We start from the raw sequence: 16,974 nt of genomic DNA, 5'->3' as shown, positions 1-16,974 counted from the left end.
CTCCTTGCGGCACGGCGTTTCTTCCTCGAACGGATAGTGCCTGTTTGCGCAAACATGATTGCGCAAACATGTTTGCGGTAACATAATCTTGAGTCAAGCGCGTTGAGTTGTGAGAGGAAAAATAATACGAGGCGGGGTCGGTCTCTTGCGCCGTGATGCGCCGAAGCGAATAATTTGAAAAAAGGCGCATGGCAGACCCCAAACCACACCCCAAAACAGAACGCAGGCTCCGCATGGATGATGTGGCGGAACGCGCTGGCGTTTCGCAGATGACCGTGTCGCGCGCTATACGCACGCCTGAGCTTGTCGCGGCGACAACACGTGCCCGTATCGAAGCGGCGATGGCCGAACTGGACTATGTGCCAGATCTCCTGGCCGGCAGTCTTGCCGCACGGCGTAGTGGGTTGATCGCCGCGGTGGTCTCGACGTTCGAGAACGCGATTTTCTCACAGACCATTGCGGGCCTCACGCGCTGCGTCGAAGCAGCAGGCTTTTCCATTCTGCTCGGCTCGTCGGATTATTCGGCGGCCGACGAGGAGCGTTTGCTGCGCGCGATCCTCGGCCGTCGTCCCGATGGAGTCGTGTTGACCGGTACGCTGCATACCCCCCGCGCCCGCCGCTTGCTGAGCACAGCTGGCGTGCCCGTCGTGGAGACTTGGGAACTGCCGGCCGAGCCGGTCGACATGGCGGTCGGCTTCGACAATCCGGCTGCTGGTCGCGCGATGACGATGGCGCTGCATGGCTATGGCTATCGGCGCATCGGTTTCATCGGTCCTGGTGACGAGAATGATCAGCGCGGCCTGCAGCGGCGCGAGGGCTATCGCAGCGCATTGGCGGCTCTGGGCATAGCGCTACGCGAAATTGCCGTTGCCGCTGTGGTCACCGGCATGGAAAGCGGTCCGGTGCTCCTCGATGAGTTGCTTGCCCGTTTTCCCGATACCGATGCCGTGTTTTGCTCGCTCGATGCCATCGCTGCTGGTGTGCTGCTGGCCGCGCAGCGGCGTGGCATCGAGACACCGCGAGCGCTCGCCGTCGCCGGCTTTGGCGATTTCGCGATCGCTCAGCCAAGTGGCCTTGATCTCACCACGATACGCATCGCCGGGCGTGACATTGGGACGCGCGCTGGCGAATTGATACTAGCGCGCATACGCAAAGAGACGGTTCCCGTGCGGATCGTCGATATCGGTTTTGAAGTGGTGCGCCGCAGTTCGGCGTAGCGGCAGTTGCAAAACGCCGGCGGTGCGGCGGGGACGCTCTTTGTTGGTCAAAAGGCAATCGCCTGTGGCGAGCCGTTCCGGGCCTATGCCCTTGCCTGTTCGATCCCAATGCTTGCCGTTTGCACGGTGTCGCGCGCACAATCCGCTTGTGTTCCGACCGAAAAGCAATGGCGCTGGGTGAAATTCGTATCAGCCGCGCCCGCCAATCGAGGTTGCCAAGCCGGGGCACCCCTTTAAGCTGAATGCTCAGAGCAGCCAAAAGGCTGCAGGACATCCGGGAGCGAGCCGCGACATGGGCGATCAATATTTCATCGGGGTCGATGTGGGCACGGGTTCGGCGCGGGCCGGCGTGTTCGACGCCAAGGGCAAGCTGCTCGGTTCGGCCAAACAGGCGATCACCATCTGGCACGAGGCTGGCGATATCGTCGAACAGTCCTCCGAGAACATCTGGCAATCGGTCTGTGTGGCGGTGAAGGGCGCGCTGGCCGAGGCCGCGGTCGAGCCAGGCGCCATCGCCGGCATCGGCTTCGACGCGACCTGTTCCCTGGTGGTGGTGGGCAAGCAAAGCGAGCCGCTTTCCGTCGGCCCCTCCGACGATCCCAATCGCAACGTCATCGTCTGGATGGACCATCGGTCGCTCGACCAGACCCGGCGCATCAACGAGACCGGCGAAGAGGTGCTGCGCTATGTCGGTGGCGTGATCTCGCCCGAGATGGAGACGCCCAAGCTGCTCTGGCTGAGGGAACACAAGCCGGAGGTCTTCGCGGCGGCCGGTTATTTCTTCGATCTGCCCGATTATTTGAGCTGGCGCGCCACCGGATCGCTGTCGCGCTCGGTCTGCACCGTCACCTGCAAATGGACCTATCTGGCGCATGAGAAGCGCTGGGATGCCGGTTATTTCCACAAGATCGGCCTGGGCGCACTCGCCGACGAAGGTTTTGCCCGCATCGGCGACACCATCGTGGATGTCGGCACACCGCTCGGTTCCGGCCTGACCGAGGCAGCCGCCGCCGATCTCGGCCTGACGGCGGGCATTCCCGTCGGCGCTTCCCTGATCGATGCCCATGCCGGCGGCATCGGCACCGTCGGCGCGGCCGGCAAGGACGGCGAGGGCGCCGATGTGACGGGGCGCCTCGCCTATGTGTTCGGCACCTCGGCCTGCACTATGGCAAGTACGCGCGAGGCCGCCTTCGTGCCGGGCGTCTGGGGGCCCTATTTCTCGGCGATGGTGCCGGGCCTCTGGCTGAACGAGGGCGGGCAGTCGGCCGCCGGTGCGGCGCTCGACCATCTCCTCACCTTGCATCCGGCCTATGCCCAGGCTGTGGAGCGGGCCGACACCGCCGGGCGTCCGCTGCTGGCCTGGCTAGAGGCGCAGGCCAATCTCGCCGGCGACGCCACTTTGGCACGCAGCATCCACGTCGTGCCCGAGTTCCTCGGCAATCGTGCTCCCCACGCCGATCCGGATGCCCGCGCGGTGATCGCGGGGCTGGATCTCGAAGATGATCTCGACAGCCTGGTCAGGCTTTATGTCGCGGGGCTCTGCGGCCTGGCCTATGGCGCGCGGCAGATCGTCGAGGCGATGGCGGCCAAGGGCATCGTGCTCCAGCAGATCATCATCTCGGGCGGCGCGGCCCAGAGCCCGTTGGTCCGCCAGATCATCGCCGATGCCACCGGCATCGAGGTTGCGGTGGCCGAGACGCTCGAACCCGTCCTGCTCGGCGCGGCCATGCTCGGCGCCGTCGCCGGCAAGGCCTATCCCGCGCTGGCCGAGGCGATGAGCGGCATGTCCGCTTTGGGAGCCACCTATGCGCCCGGCCAAAGCGAGATCCGTGCGTTCCATGAGAAGAAGTTCAAGGTCTATGAGGTGCTGCAGGCGGCCGGGCGCCAGGCCCGCGAACTGATGGCGTGAGGAGACGATCCCGGAATCGCCTCAGACCGAGCCTGCGGTAACGCCGTGATTGCAAAGATCATGGCATGTGATGAGATAAGCGCGGCCGTGATTCGGTCGCTCTCGTTGCCGGCCCGGCCGTTCGATCGGGCCTGTGGCGTATTTTGCCGTTTTCGCAGCATTCCCGGACGGAGTTCCCATGACCGACACCTTCAGCCGCCGCCAGATCGTCACGCTGCTGGGGGGCCTGGGGTTGGCCGGCATGTCATCGACCGCTTTTTCGGCGCCCAATCCCAAGCCAAAGCCCAAGCCGGATCCGACGCCGGTGTTGCCGGCGGCCGAGGGGAGGCTGCGGATCGGAGTGATCGTGCCCGTCAAGGATGATCCCTTCTACAAGGCCTGCGCCGATGGGGCCCAGGAGGCCGCGACGCAGATCGGCAATCTCGACATGGCCGTCGCCGCGCCGGAAAAGCGCCAGGTGCGCGAGCAGGCCCTGTTCATCAACGGCTTCGTGAAGCAGAAGGTGGATGCCATCCTGATCAGCCCTGTTGATGCCGGCCTGCTGGCGCCGCTGTGCAAGCGCGCCATGATCCGCGGCATCAAGGTGGTCTCCTTCGAGCAAGCCCTGCCGGCGAATTCGCGCATGGCCCATGTCGATCCCGTCAGCAATCGCGGCAAGGCGGAAAGCTTCTTGGCGATGCTGGCCGATGACGCCAAGGATGGCGGCGACATCGCCATCCTGGCCGGCGGGCGCAATGGCGCGGACGGGCAGGGGCTGGTTTCTGAGACCATGCAGCAATGGCTCAAGCCGGCCTATGGCAAGCTCAAACTCGCCGACACGCTCTATGGCAATGATGACGAAAAGGCCGGCTATGCCGCCGCGGACTTCGTGCTGAGGCAGCGTCCCAATCTCAAGGGCCTGCTGGTCTTCAGCCCGGCAGCCTTGGTGGGCGCGGCGCAATGCGTCACCGACAGGGGCCTTGCCGGCAAGGTCTTCGTCACCGGCTTCGGCCGCCCGGCCACGCTGAAGGCCGCGATGTCGGCAAAGGCCGTGGAATGCTTCGCCACGGCCAATCCGGTGGATATCGGTTATGCCGCCATGCAGATTGCCGCGGCGCTGGCCAGGAACACCATGGCGCCAGGCACGGGCAGCATGCTTACCGCCGGCCGCCTCGGCCAGATCTCCCTCGGCGAGAACAGCGTCGCCACGCTGCGCCCCTTCGTGGTCGACGCCAAGAATTTCGACAAATACGCTGATCTGTATTGAGCGATCGACACCTGCTCCAACTCCTTGTTTCGACGCGTTTTGCGATGCCTGCCGATCCCGTCAAATCGCAAAGAGCTTAGCGAGCCGACCATGTCCGTCACCGCCGTGCTCGATGTCGGCAAGACCAATGTGAAGCTGGTCCTGTTCGACGGCGCCACCAGCCTCTGGCAGGCCTCGATGCCGAACCGGCCACTGGCCGGCCCGCCTTATCCACATGCCGATGTCGAGACGATCTGGCGGTTCCTGATGGAAGGGCTGCGCAAGGCCGGTGCCGAACACGCCATCGCGGATATCGCCGTCACCACCCATGGCGCCGCCATGGCTCTGATCGGCGAAGGCGATCTGGCCCTGCCGGTGATGGATTACGAGTTCGAGGGCGTCGGCGAGGTCGAGGCCGAGTATGCGTCGTTCCGGCCGCCTTTTGCCGAGACCCTGTCGCCGCCGATGTCGGCGGGGCTCAATTCGGGCAAGCAGATCTTCTACCAGCAATTGCGTCATCCCGAAGAATTCGCGCGCGTCAGGCACATCGTGCCCTATCCGCAATATTTCACCTGGCGCCTTACCGGGATCGCCCGCAACGAGGTCACCGGTATCGGCGGCCATTCCGACCTGTGGGCCGTCCGTGAAAGGCGCCTGTCCTCGCTGGTTGTCAGCCGTGGCTGGGAGGCGCTGTTTCCGCCGCCGATCGCGGCCTATGCCGTGCTCGGCCCGCTGCGACCCGAGATTCAGGCCGAAACCGGCCTGCCCGACACGGTGCGGGTGCGTGCCGGCATCCATGATTCCAACGGCTCGATCCTGCCGCATCTGATCACCTTCGAGCCGCCCTTTACCTTGGTTTCCTCTGGTACCTGGGCGGTGATCATGGCGCTGGGAGCCGATCCCGACCGGCTCGACGCGACCAGGGACATGCAGGCCTATGCCGATGTCGAGGCCCGGCCGGTGCCGGCGGCCAAATTCATGGGCGGGCGGGAATATGCCGTGATCCTCGATGGCGCGTCCGCGTCCTGCTCGCTTGCCGATGCCGCGGCCGTGATGGCGGCGGGCGTGTTGGCGCTGCCGAGTTTCGTACCCAATGGCGGCCCTTTTCCGGGTCATCCCGGCGCGATCCGGGGCATGCTGCCGGCCGGCGAGGGCATGCGGGCGGCGCTCGCCAGCCTCTATTGCGTGCTCCTGACCGATTATCTGCTGGAGGCGCTCGGTGCTGACCGCGGGCCCTTGCTGATCGAGGGCAGCTTTGCCGCCAATCCCGTCTACTGCAGCCTGCTCGCGGCACTGCGCCCGGGGCAGGCGGTGCTGCCCAGCCTCGACAGTTCCGGCACCGCCTACGGTACCTCCCTTCTCGCCACCTGGCCCGACATGCCGGCGCGGGAGCCGGCAAAACCGGCAACGGCCTATGGCGACGCCGGGGCCCTGCTGCGTTACAGAGCCGAATGGCGGGCGACGCTTCCGTCAGCGGCGTGATGCGAGCCGCAAGGCGCCGCCAGCCTTAGGCGGCCATCTCGACCTCGCGCCCACGCCCAAGCCTGACCATCCAATCGGCCATGTCGGGACGGTGCCGTATCTGGAAGGCATAATGCCGGCGAAGAGCCTGCGTGAGGCGTCCGCCCCGGCCGAGAAGCTCGTCGGCAAAGCCGATCAGCACGGAATTGGGCCAGGCTTGCGGGCGGATCGTGCGCAGGCGGGCAAAGATCTCATCCCCCGACAGGCTCGGATCGGAGCGGGCGACCAGCGAGGCCATGGCTGCGGTCGAGCGCGAAACGCCCATATGGCAATGCACCAGCAGGCGTTCGGGAATGAGGAGGGCGCCGGCCTCGTCGCGGGCAAAACGCAGAATTTCGGCCATGTGCTCGCGTGCCGGCATGACCTTGCCGGCGAGCGGATCGATGATGTCGTCGAATTGCAGAATGGTGCGCTGATGTACGCCATAGGTACCGAAGGCACTTAGCTCGGGCCAGTGCGGGTCCACGATCGAAAGCACATGGCTGATGCCGGAGCCGCTGAACTGATCGAGTTCGTCGATGCCGCAGACGGTCCAGGCCGCAAAGGAAGGAAGGGAAGTCATAGGTTCCATGAGCAATGTGACGAGAGAGGGAGGGCTTCGACTGTCGTAGCGACTGGCATCACGGTCATCAAGACATTCGCGCGCAGGGCTCTAGCAGGGCGGTCACTGTCCTGCCAAAATTAATCAGACAAATTACAGCCGACTCTTGCATTCGCCGGCGAGGCGGGCATGAATGGCGCCTCTGCGCGGGAGAGTCGGTGGCCAAGTCCGGCCGTTAAGCCGCCCGCAGGCAGACAGACCGGCAAGAGCCGGCTGGCAATGTGGAGGGAACGACATGTTCGACGATCAATCTCGTCGCAGCGCCTTGAAGATCCTGGGTGGTTCGCTGCTGGCGAGCGCCCTGCCGCTCGGCGCGGTCACGCCGGCTTTCGCCGCCAACAAGCGCATCGCCCTGGTGGTCAAGAATCTCGGCAATTCCTATTTCGATGCCTGCCGCGACGGCGCGCAGCAGGCGGCCAAGGAACTCGGCGGCATCGAGATCATCTACACCGCCCCCACCAAGGCGACGGCCGAGGACCAGATCGCGGTGATCGATGCCCTGATCGCCCAGAAGGTCGACGGCATCATCGTCTCCGCCAATGACGCCAATGCGCTGGTTCCGGTCGGCAAGAAGGCGGCGCAGCGCGGCATCAAGGTGATCTCCTTCGACAGCGCCATCGCCAAGGGCGGGCGCATCATGCACCTCAACGCTTCCTCCACCGATATGATCGGGGCCAAGCAGGTGCAGATGATTTCCAAGACCCTCAAGGGCGAGGGCGAGGTTGCCATCCTTTCCGCCGCTTCGACCATGACGAACCAGAACTCCTGGATCGCGGCGATGAAGAAGGAGTGGGAGAAGCCCGAATACGCCAAGCTCAAGCTGGTGGATACCGTCTATGGCGATGACCAGGACGACAAGTCCTATCGCGAGATGCAGGGCCTGGTGAAGACGCATCCCAATCTCAAGGGCGTGATCTCGCCCACCACCATCGGCATCCGCGCCGGCGCCAAGGCGATCATCGACGGCGGCCTTGCCGGCAAGGTCTTCATCACGGGCCTCGGCCTGCCTTCGGAAATGAAGGATGCCGTGCTCAAGGGTGCCTGCGACTCGTTCGCGATCTGGAATCCGGTCGATTACGGCTATTCGGCCACGCAGATCCTGGCCGGCATCATCGGCGGCGAGGACGCCAAGCCCGGCTCAACCGTGAAAATGGGCCGCATGGGCGAGACCAAGATCGGCGAGGACGGCGAGGCGGTGATGGGCGAACCCTTCACCTTCGACAAGGCGAATGTCGAGAAATTCGCCAAGATCTTCTGAGGAAGACAGCGGCGGCTCATTCCACCGTGCCCAGAGCGGTGCGACTGGCCCTCTCCAGCGGAGCCGGGGAGGGTGACCCGACGAAGTCGGGTCGGGTGGGGTGTGGCGGGCAGCGCGATGTTCTCTCGGAGACTTGCGCGACCGTGGTGCCATCTCGTTAAGCTCGGCGCGCTGCCCGCCACACTCCATCCGTCAGTGCTTCGCACTGACACCTTCCCCACTTCGTGGAGAAGGCTCGCTCCCGGCGCGGATCCCTATGACCTCCACCCCCCTGCTCTCCCTTTCCGGCATCTCCAAGCGTTTTCCCGGCGTGCGGGCGCTGCATGATGTGCGTCTCGCCCTTCATCCCGGTGAGGTCACGGCGCTGCTCGGGGAGAATGGGGCCGGCAAGTCCACCATCGTGAAGATCCTTACCGGCATCTACACGCCGGATGAGGGCGAGATCCGGGTCGGCGGGCAGGCCGTGCGCTTTTCGAGCCCTCGCGATGCCTGGGCGGCCGGCATCACCGCGATCCACCAGGAAACCATCATGTTCGACGAACTCTCGGTCGCCGAGAACGTCTTCATGGGGCATATGCCGAAGGGTGCCGGCGGGCTGGTGGACTGGGGAACTGTGCATGCGCGGACGCGCGAACTGCTCAAGCGTCTCGATGCCGATATCGATCCGGGCGAGCCGCTGAAAGCCCTGAGCGTGGCCCAGAAGCATCTGGTCGAGATCGCCCGCGCCTTGTCGCATGAGGCGCGCATCGTCATCATGGACGAGCCGACGGCGGCACTCTCGGCCCGCGAGATCGACGATCTCTTCCGCATCATCGACCAGCTCAAGGCTGAGGGACGGGCGGTCCTGTTCATCAGCCACAAATTCGAGGAAATTTTCCGTGTCGCCGATCGCTGGCTCTGCTTGCGGGACGGCGAATATGTCGGCGATGGCGCGATCAGCGAGGCCACCTCCGCCGAACTCGTCCGCCTGATGGTCGGACGCTCGATCGACCAGGTCTTTCCCAAGCGCGAGGTGCCGATCGGCGACGTCGCGCTCGAGGTCAGGGGCCTCGCCAATGAGAGCGAATTCGCCGACATCTCCTTCACCTTGCGCCAAGGCGAGATCCTCGGCCTCTACGGGCTGGTCGGCGCCGGCCGGTCCGAGGCCATGCAGGCGGTGTTCGGGCTCTCCCGGCCCGAGAAGGGCGAGATCCTCGTACGTGGCAAGGCCCGCGCCATCAAAAGCCCCGCCGATGCCATCGCCGCCGGCATCGCCTATGTGCCGGAGGACCGCCAGAGCCAGGGCGCCGTGCTGCCGTTCGGCGTGCGCGAGAACACCACATTGGCCAGCCTGATGCGTCATGCCCGCCTCGGCTTTCTCAGCCTGCGCTCGGAGATCGCCGATACCCGCCGCTTCGGCACCAGGCTCGCGGTGAAGGCCGCCTCCTGGGACCAGAAGCTGCAGGAGCTGTCCGGCGGCAACCAGCAGAAGGTGGTGATCGCCAAATGGCTTGCCACCAATCCCAAGGTCATCGTCCTGGACGAGCCGACGAAGGGCATCGACGTCGGCTCCAAGGCCGCTGTACACGACTTCATGGTGGACCTGGCGGCCGAAGGCCTCGCCGTGGTGCTGATCTCCTCCGAACTGCCGGAGGTGATGGGCATGTCCGATCGCATCCTGGTGATGCACGAGGGCCGCATCGTGAAGGAGTTCGCACGGGCCGAGATGGACGCCGCCGCCATCGTCACGGCCGCCACGGGAGGCCAGGCATGACAGGAAGGCTTGGCATGAAGGCCCTGTGGCGCCGCTATGGCCGCGAGATCATCCTCGCCCTCATCGTTGCAGGCATGGTCCTTGCCATCGGCATAAGGGCGCCGGTCTTCCTCGGGGCCGACAGCCTGATGGGCGTGCTCAAGGATACCGCCATCCTCGCCATGCTGGCGCTCGCCCAGATGACGGTGATCCTCATTCGTGGCATCGACCTCTCGGTGGCGGCCAATCTGGCGCTCAGCGGCATGGTCGCCGCTCTCGCCTCGATCGCGGCGCCCGACCTGCCGATCGGCCTGATCATTCTGATCGCCATCGCCGTCGGCACTTTTTTCGGCTTCGTCAACGGCGTGTTCATCGCCTTCGTCGGCATTCCCCCCATCGTTGTGACGCTGGGCACGCTCGCCATCTATCGCGGCCTCGTCTTCATCGTCTCGGGCGGCAAGTGGATCAGCTCCGACAAGATGACGCCGGCCTTCCTGAACTTTCCGCACGCCACCTTCCTCGGCCTTTCGAGCCTGGTCTGGTTCGCCATCGCGGTGGCGGCGGCAATGGCCCTCTTCCTCGGGCGCACCACCATCGGCCGAGGGCTCTATGCGGTGGGCGGCAATCCGGTGGCGGCGCGCTATTGCGGCATCGATCTTGCCCGCCAGCAATTGCTGGTCTTCACGCTTTCCGGCGCAATCTCAGGCTTGTGCGGCTATCTGTGGGTGGCGCGCTTCGGCATCGCCTATACGGAAATCGCGCTCGGCTATGAGCTCAGCGTGATCGCGGCCTGCGTGATCGGCGGCGTCTCGATCGGCGGCGGTATCGGCTCGGTCAGCGGCGCTTTGCTTGGGGCGCTGTTCCTGGGCGTGGTGGTCAACGCCCTGCCGGTGATCAACGTCTCGCCTTTCTGGCAGATGGCGATCTCGGGCGCGGTCATCCTGGCGGCCGTGGTGGTCAACGCCCGCGCCGAGCACAAGGGCGGCAAGCTGATCCTGCCCGAGGCGCGCCGCCGCGCCGCCGCCAGAGAAGGAGCCCGCTGATGACGGACACGGCCCGCTATCAGGTGCTCGACCGCGCGCCCCGGACGCTGGCGGACCGCCTGCTGCGCTGGGAGACCATCCTCTGCCTGCTGCTGGCGGCGGTGATCGTGGTCAACGCACTGGGTTCGCCTTATTTCCTCGATCTCTACAACCTCTCCGACATGACCCAGAACTTCTCGGAGAAGGCGATCATCGCGCTTGGCATGGCGCTGCTGATCCTCACCCGGGAGATCGACCTGTCCGTCGCCGCGATCGTGGCTCTGGCCTCGCTCGCTATCGGCTATGGCGCGCAGGCGGGCTATGGGCCTGCTATGCTGATCGCCATCGGCCTGGGTGTCGGCATCGTCTGCGGCGCCTTCAATGGCTGGCTGGTCACCGGCTTCGGCCTGCCGTCGATCGTGGTTACCATCGGCACCATGTCGCTCTATCGCGGCATTGCCCAGGTCGTGCTGGGCGACCAGGCGATCACCACCTATCCGGAGGAATACACCAACCTCGCCCAGCTCTACATCATCCAGGAGCCGCCGCTTTATCTAGCCTTCATCCTGTTCCTGGTCCTGGCCGTGCTTTTCACCGTCGCGCTGCATTTCACCGTGTGGGGGCGCATGCTCTATGCCATCGGCAACAACCCGGTGGCGGCACGTTTTTCGGGCATTCCGGTCAATCGCATCCGCTTCCTCATCTTCGTGCTGACGGGGCTTCTGTCCGGGCTCGCTTCGGCCCTGCTCACCGCCCGCATCGGCTCGACCCGGCCCAACATTGCGCTGGGCTGGGAGCTCGAAGTGGTGACCATGGTGGTGCTGGGCGGCATCTCGATCGCCGGCGGCTCGGGCACCATGCCGGGCGTGGTAATCGCGGTCTTCGTGCTCGGCCTCACCACCTTCGGCCTGACGTTGATCAACGTTCCCGGCATCGTCATCGCCGTTATCCTCGGCGTCTTGCTGGTAGCGGCGATCGCCTTGCCGATCATCGTGAGAAGGGTGCTGGGGTTGCGGGGATAGGGCGGGCGAGATCGTTTTCATGCCTCGCTGGGTGCGAAGCACTTTCGCATCGCTTGACAAGATCTCGCCATAATGGCGATTTTTCAGAACACTCTGTCTCTCCGTGATGTGATCACATCTCGTTTCTTGCTATCGTGCTGGGGTCCCACGCAAGAAAAAGTCGCGCTGCCGCTTTTATGTGCTTGTCCCCAGCTTGGAATCATGCGATGTCAGCCCTCCATATTAGGACAGCTATGCTGTCCCATTGTGGATGCCGCTGCCTTCGGGTCGGCGGCCCGCGGACCAGCCGAAGATGGCCCACAGGCCCGGCTTGGCCGTATGGCAAGAACGCCGCTCTCGCGTTTCAGCGCGGAGCGGTGCACAATTGAGTGACAGCTTTCACAATCCGGCGGCATAGTCGCGGCCCGACCCTTGCAAGGGCAGGCGATGAGCGGGCGAGTGTGTGAAGCTGGGAAGTGGGGCAGGGCGAGATCAATGCATCTGGCTCCCTCCTGCGGTTCATCGGACTGCGTCCGGTGGTGAGCGTTGACAGGTGTCGAAGGAACGGATGCGGTAGAACCGACCGGGACTTGATATCCAACAGGTGACTGAGGCGAAGAGGAAACAGGCGATGAGCGCGATCTTCCAACACGGACAGCAGACGGTTTCGGCGGCGGCGATCGACGCTGCGACGAAAACGAATGCCACCGTGACGAAAGACCGCCGAACGCCTGACCTGGATACGCGCAGCCTGGTGCTGCGCGATCCTGGCCTGCCCGAAGCCCAGGGCCTCTACAATCCCGCCAATGAGAAGGATGCCTGCGGCGTCGGCTTCATCGCCGATATGAAGAACCGCAAGAGCCACAAGATCATCGCGCAGGCGCTGCAGATCCTGCACAATCTCGACCATCGCGGCGCCGTCGGCGCCGATCCGAAGGCGGGTGACGGCTGCGGCATGCTCGTGCAGATCCCGCACGACTTCTTCGCCGCCGAATGCGCCACGCTGGGCTTCGAGTTGCCGGCGCCGGGCGATTATGCCGTCGGCTTCTTCTTCCTGCCGCGCAACGAGGAAGGCCGCGTGCATGCCATGCGCGTGGTAGAGAAGATCGTGGCCGAGGAAGGCGAAGTGTTCCTCGGCTGGCGCGCCGTGCCCGTGGACAATTCGGGCCTGGGCGAAAGCGTGCTGCCGACCGAGCCGATCCACATGCAGGCCTTCATCGGCCGTTCGGCCGCCACGCCCGATCAGGACGAGTTCGAGCGCCGGCTGTTCATCATCCGCAAGGTGATCTCCAACGTCATCTATAACGATGTGGAGCGCCGGCCGGTGACGGCAGGCTTCTATCCGGTCTCGGTGTCCAGCCGCACCATCACCTATAAGGGCATGCTGCTCGCCACTCAGCTCGGCGACTATTTCAAGGACCTCACCGACGAGCGCTTCCAGAGCGCCATCGCCCTGGTGCATCAGCGCTTCTCGACCAATACTTTCCCGAGCTGGACGCTGGCCCACCCCTACCGCATGGTCGCGCACAACGGCGAGATCAACACGCTGCGCGGCAATGTGAACTGGATGGCGGCGCGCCAGGCCTCGGTCGATTCCGAGCTGTTCGGCAACGACATCTCCAAGCTCTGGCCGATCTCCTATGAAGGCCAGTCCGACACGGCTTGCTTCGACAATGCGCTCGAATTCCTGGTGCAGGGCGGCTATTCGCTCGCCCACGCCATGATGATGCTGATCCCCGAGGCCTGGGCGGGCAATCCGCTGATGTCCGAGGACCGGCGCGCCTTCTACGAATACCACGCCGCGCTGATGGAGCCCTGGGATGGGCCGGCCGCCGTGGTCTTCACCGATGGCCGCCAGATTGGCGCTACGCTCGACCGCAACGGCCTCAGGCCCGCCCGCTATCTCGTCACCAAGGATGGGCTTGTCGTGCTCGCCTCCGAATTCGGCGTGCTGCCGATTCCCGAGGCCGACATCGTCGAGAAGTGGCGCCTGCAGCCCGGCAAGATGCTGCTGATCGACCTGGAGGAAGGCCGCATCGTCTCCGACGACGAGATGAAGGCCTCGCTCGCCACTGCCAATCCCTATCGCGACTGGCTCAAGCGCACCCAGATCGTGCTGGAGGATCTGCGCCCGGTGGAAGCGCGCGCTTCGCGCACCGACGTGTCGCTGCTCGATCGCCAGCAGGTCTTCGGCTACACCCAGGAAGACATCAAGCTGCTGCTGCCGCCGATGGCGACCACCGGCCAGGAGGCCGTCGGCTCGATGGGCACGGATACGCCGATCTCGGCGCTCTCCGACAAGTCGAAGCTGCTCTACACCTACTTCAAGCAGAACTTCGCCCAGGTCACCAACCCGCCGATCGACCCGATCCGCGAGGAATTGGTGATGAGCCTGGTGTCGTTCATCGGACCGCGCCCGAACATCCTCGACCTCGAGGGCACTTCCCGCAAGAAGCGCCTGGAGGTACGCCAGCCCATCCTCACCAATGAGGACCTGGAGAAGATCCGCTGCATCGGCCATGTCGAGGAGCGTTTCGACACCAAGACGCTCGACATGACCTATCCGGCCATCCAGGGCGCGGACGGCATGCGCGGTTCGCTCGAGCGGCTATGCGAGCGCGCCGAGGCGGCGGTGCATGGCGGCTACAACATCATCATCCTGTCCGACCGCCAGACAGGTCCGGACCGCATCCCGATCCCGGCGCTGCTGGCGACGGCGGCGGTGCATCATCACCTCATCCGCAAGGGGCTGCGCACGGCGGCAGGCCTGGTGGTGGAGACCGGCGAGGCACGCGAGATCCATCATTTCTGCTGCCTTGCCGGCTATGGCGCCGAGGCGATCAACCCCTATCTCGCCTTCGAGACGCTGGCCACGCTTCATGCCCAGCTCGAATTCCCCGAGGAAGTCGACGAATATGAGGTGGTCAAGCGCTACATCAAGTCGATCGGCAAGGGCGTGCTGAAGGTGATGTCCAAGATGGGCATCTCGACCTACCAGTCCTATTGCGGCGCACAGATCTTCGACGCCATCGGCCTCTCTTCGGCCTTCGTCGACGAGTTCTTCTTCGGCACCGCCACCATGATCGAGGGCGTTGGCCTCAACGAGGTCGCTGCCGAGGCCGTGTCACGCCACAAGGACGCCTTCTCGGACGCGCCGATCTTTCGCAACGCGCTCGATGTCGGCGGTGAATACGCCTACCGTATCCGCGGCGAGGACCATGTCTGGACACCGGACAGCGTCGCCACGCTGCAGCATGCCGTGCGCAACAATGCGCAGGACCGCTATCGCGACTTTGCCGATACGGTGAACCTGCAGAACGGCCAGCTCCAGACCATCCGTGGCCTGTTCCGCATCAAGACGGCTGGTGAGCGCGGCATGGCCTCGGTGCCCCTGGCCGAGGTCGAGCCCGCGAGCGAATTGGTAAAGCGGTTCGCTACCGGCGCGATGTCCTTCGGCTCGATCTCGCGCGAGGCCCATGAATCGCTGGCCATCGCCATGAACGCCATCGGCGGCAAGTCCAACACCGGCGAGGGCGGCGAGGAAGCCGAGCGCTTCAAGACCCTGCCGGACGGGCGCTCCAAGCGCTCAGCCATCAAGCAGGTCGCCTCGGGCCGCTTCGGCGTCACTGCCGAATATCTGGTCAACGCCGACATGATGCAGATCAAGGTCGCGCAGGGTGCCAAGCCCGGCGAGGGCGGCCAGCTGCCCGGGCACAAGGTCGATGCCGTCATCGCCAAGGTGCGCCACTCGACCCCGGGCGTCGGCCTGATATCGCCGCCGCCGCATCACGACATCTATTCGATCGAGGATCTGGCGCAGCTGATCTTCGATTTGAAGAACGTCAACCCGGCGGCGGATGTCTCGGTCAAGCTGGTTTCGGAAGTCGGTGTCGGCACCGTCGCCGCCGGCGTCGCCAAGGCGCGCGCCGACCATATCACCATCTCCGGCTTCGAAGGCGGCACAGGCGCTTCGCCGCTGACCTCGATCAAGCATGCCGGCAGTCCCTGGGAAACCGGCCTGGCCGAGACCCAGCAGACGCTGGTGCTCAACCGCCTGCGTTCGCGCGTGCGCCTGCAGGTCGATGGCGGGCTCAAGACCGGCCGCGACGTCGTCATCGGCGCGCTGCTCGGGGCGGACGAATTCGGCTTCTCCACCGCGCCCCTGATCGCGGCCGGCTGCATCATGATGCGCAAGTGCCACCTCAATACCTGCCCGGTGGGCGTGGCGACGCAGGACCCCGTGCTGCGCAAGCGCTTCAAGGGCACGCCCGAGCACATCATCAACTACTTCTTCTTCGTCGCCGAGGAAGTGCGCGAGCTGATGGCCGAGCTCGGCTTCCGCAAGCTCGACGAGCTGATCGGCCGCTCCGACCTGCTCGACAAGCAGGATGCCATCGAGCACTGGAAGGCCAAGGGACTCGATTTCACCAAGCTCTTCCACAAGGTGGACGTGCCGGCCAATGTCGGCATCCGCCACGAGGAGAAGCAGAAGCACCCGATCGATACCGTGCTCGACCGCGGTTTCATCGCCGAGGCGGCACCGGCGCTCGACTATGGCCGCGAGGTCACCATCGAGGGCAAGATCACCAATGTCGATCGCACGGCCGGTGCCATGCTCTCGGGCGAAGTCGCCCTGCGCTACGGCTATGAAGGCCTGCCCGACGGGACCATCAAGGTGAATCTGTCAGGCACGGCCGGCCAGAGCTTCGGCTCCTTCCTGGCGGCGGGCATCGACCTGACGCTGGTGGGCCAGGCCAACGACTATGTCGGCAAGGGCCTTTCCGGCGGCCGCATCATCATCAAGCCGAGCCCCGAGACCCAGGCCGTGCCGGAGAAGTCGATCATCATCGGCAACACCGTACTCTACGGCGCTATTTCCGGCGAGTGCTATTTCCGCGGTGTGGCGGGCGAGCGCTTCGCGGTGCGCAATTCGGGCGCCGCAGCGGTGGTCGAGGGCACCGGCGACCATGGCTGCGAATACATGACCGGCGGCGTGGTGGTCGTGCTCGGCCAGACGGGCCGCAACTTCGCGGCCGGCATGTCGGGCGGTGTCGCCTATGTCTATGACGAGGACCAGAGCTTCGCCAAACGCTGCAACCTCTCCATGGTCGATCTCGAACCGGTGGAAGAGGAAGAGGATTTGATGGAGCGCCTCCACCATCATGGCGGTGACCTCGAGTTCAAGGGCCGCATCGACGTCTCCGGCGACATGGGGCGCTATGACGAGGAGCGCCTGCGCAAGATGATCGAGAACCACCTGCATTATACGGGCTCGACGCTTGCCAAGGCCATGCTGGACGATTGGGCGACCTATCGCACCCGTTTCGTCAAGGTGATGCCGGTCGAATATCGCCGCGCCCTGCGCGAGATGGAAAAAGCCCGCACCATGATGGCGGCGGAGTGATTTCGGCATCGTCGCGGATACCGAAGTCCGCGACATTGATCTTTTGACAACGGCCCCGGATAGCGCGGCGCGCATCCGGTTCGA

General features: G+C 64.8%; 10 protein-coding genes. 9 read left to right on the top strand and 1 reads right to left on the bottom strand.

Going from position 1 to position 16,974, the window contains the following annotated elements; all coding sequences use genetic code 11:
• Window positions 1-188 precede the first annotated feature (188 nt).
• The 4 genes from ACZYTC_RS18100 to ACZYTC_RS18085 all read left to right on the top strand — a co-directional run bounded on the left by ACZYTC_RS18100 (window position 189) and on the right by ACZYTC_RS18085 (window position 5,833).
• Window positions 189-1,217, top strand: coding sequence for a LacI family DNA-binding transcriptional regulator (locus ACZYTC_RS18100; protein WP_488990234.1), 1,029 nt, complete (start codon window positions 189-191; stop codon window positions 1,215-1,217).
• A 292-nt stretch (window positions 1,218-1,509) separates the two neighbouring features.
• Window positions 1,510-3,126, top strand: a complete 1,617-nt coding sequence (locus ACZYTC_RS18095; protein ID WP_441774202.1) for an FGGY-family carbohydrate kinase — start codon at window positions 1,510-1,512, stop codon at window positions 3,124-3,126.
• Window positions 3,127-3,304: 178 nt separating this feature from the next.
• Window positions 3,305-4,372, top strand: coding sequence for a substrate-binding domain-containing protein (locus ACZYTC_RS18090; RefSeq protein WP_441774201.1), 1,068 nt, complete (start codon window positions 3,305-3,307; stop codon window positions 4,370-4,372).
• A 90-nt stretch (window positions 4,373-4,462) separates the two neighbouring features.
• Window positions 4,463-5,833: an FGGY-family carbohydrate kinase gene (locus ACZYTC_RS18085; protein ID WP_441774200.1), complete on the top strand. Its 1,371-nt coding sequence runs from the start codon at window positions 4,463-4,465 to the stop codon at window positions 5,831-5,833.
• Between the two features lie 25 nt (window positions 5,834-5,858).
• On the opposite strand, the gene ACZYTC_RS18080 is transcribed toward ACZYTC_RS18085, so the two are convergent.
• Window positions 5,859-6,434: a tyrosine phosphatase family protein gene (locus ACZYTC_RS18080; RefSeq protein ID WP_441774199.1), complete on the bottom strand. Its 576-nt coding sequence runs from the start codon at window positions 6,432-6,434 to the stop codon at window positions 5,859-5,861.
• A gap of 304 nt (window positions 6,435-6,738) precedes the next feature.
• On the opposite strand from ACZYTC_RS18080, the gene rhaS reads away from it, so the two are divergent.
• The 5 genes from rhaS to gltB all read left to right on the top strand — a co-directional run bounded on the left by rhaS (window position 6,739) and on the right by gltB (window position 16,890).
• Window positions 6,739-7,731, top strand: coding sequence for a rhamnose ABC transporter substrate-binding protein (gene rhaS, locus ACZYTC_RS18075; RefSeq protein WP_394311249.1), 993 nt, complete (start codon window positions 6,739-6,741; stop codon window positions 7,729-7,731).
• Window positions 7,732-7,987: 256 nt separating this feature from the next.
• On the top strand, window positions 7,988-9,484 hold the full coding sequence (locus ACZYTC_RS18070; protein WP_441774198.1) for a sugar ABC transporter ATP-binding protein: 1,497 nt from the start codon (window positions 7,988-7,990) through the stop codon (window positions 9,482-9,484).
• Window positions 9,481-10,506 (top strand): ABC transporter permease, encoded by a 1,026-nt coding sequence (locus ACZYTC_RS18065; protein WP_434959116.1) that lies wholly within the window; start codon window positions 9,481-9,483, stop codon window positions 10,504-10,506. Before ACZYTC_RS18070 ends, ACZYTC_RS18065 begins: the two co-directional genes overlap by 4 nt.
• Window positions 10,506-11,507 (top strand): ABC transporter permease, encoded by a 1,002-nt coding sequence (locus ACZYTC_RS18060; RefSeq protein WP_434959117.1) that lies wholly within the window; start codon window positions 10,506-10,508, stop codon window positions 11,505-11,507. Before ACZYTC_RS18065 ends, ACZYTC_RS18060 begins: the two co-directional genes overlap by 1 nt.
• Before the next feature lie 610 nt (window positions 11,508-12,117).
• Window positions 12,118-16,890, top strand: coding sequence for a glutamate synthase large subunit (gltB, locus tag ACZYTC_RS18055; RefSeq protein WP_441774197.1), 4,773 nt, complete (start codon window positions 12,118-12,120; stop codon window positions 16,888-16,890).
• The last annotated feature ends 84 nt before the right edge of the window (window positions 16,891-16,974 follow it).

The sequence above is a fragment of the Labrys sp. F242 genome (assembly GCF_057813875.1).
This window is presented reverse-complemented; position numbering and strand designations above follow the sequence as displayed.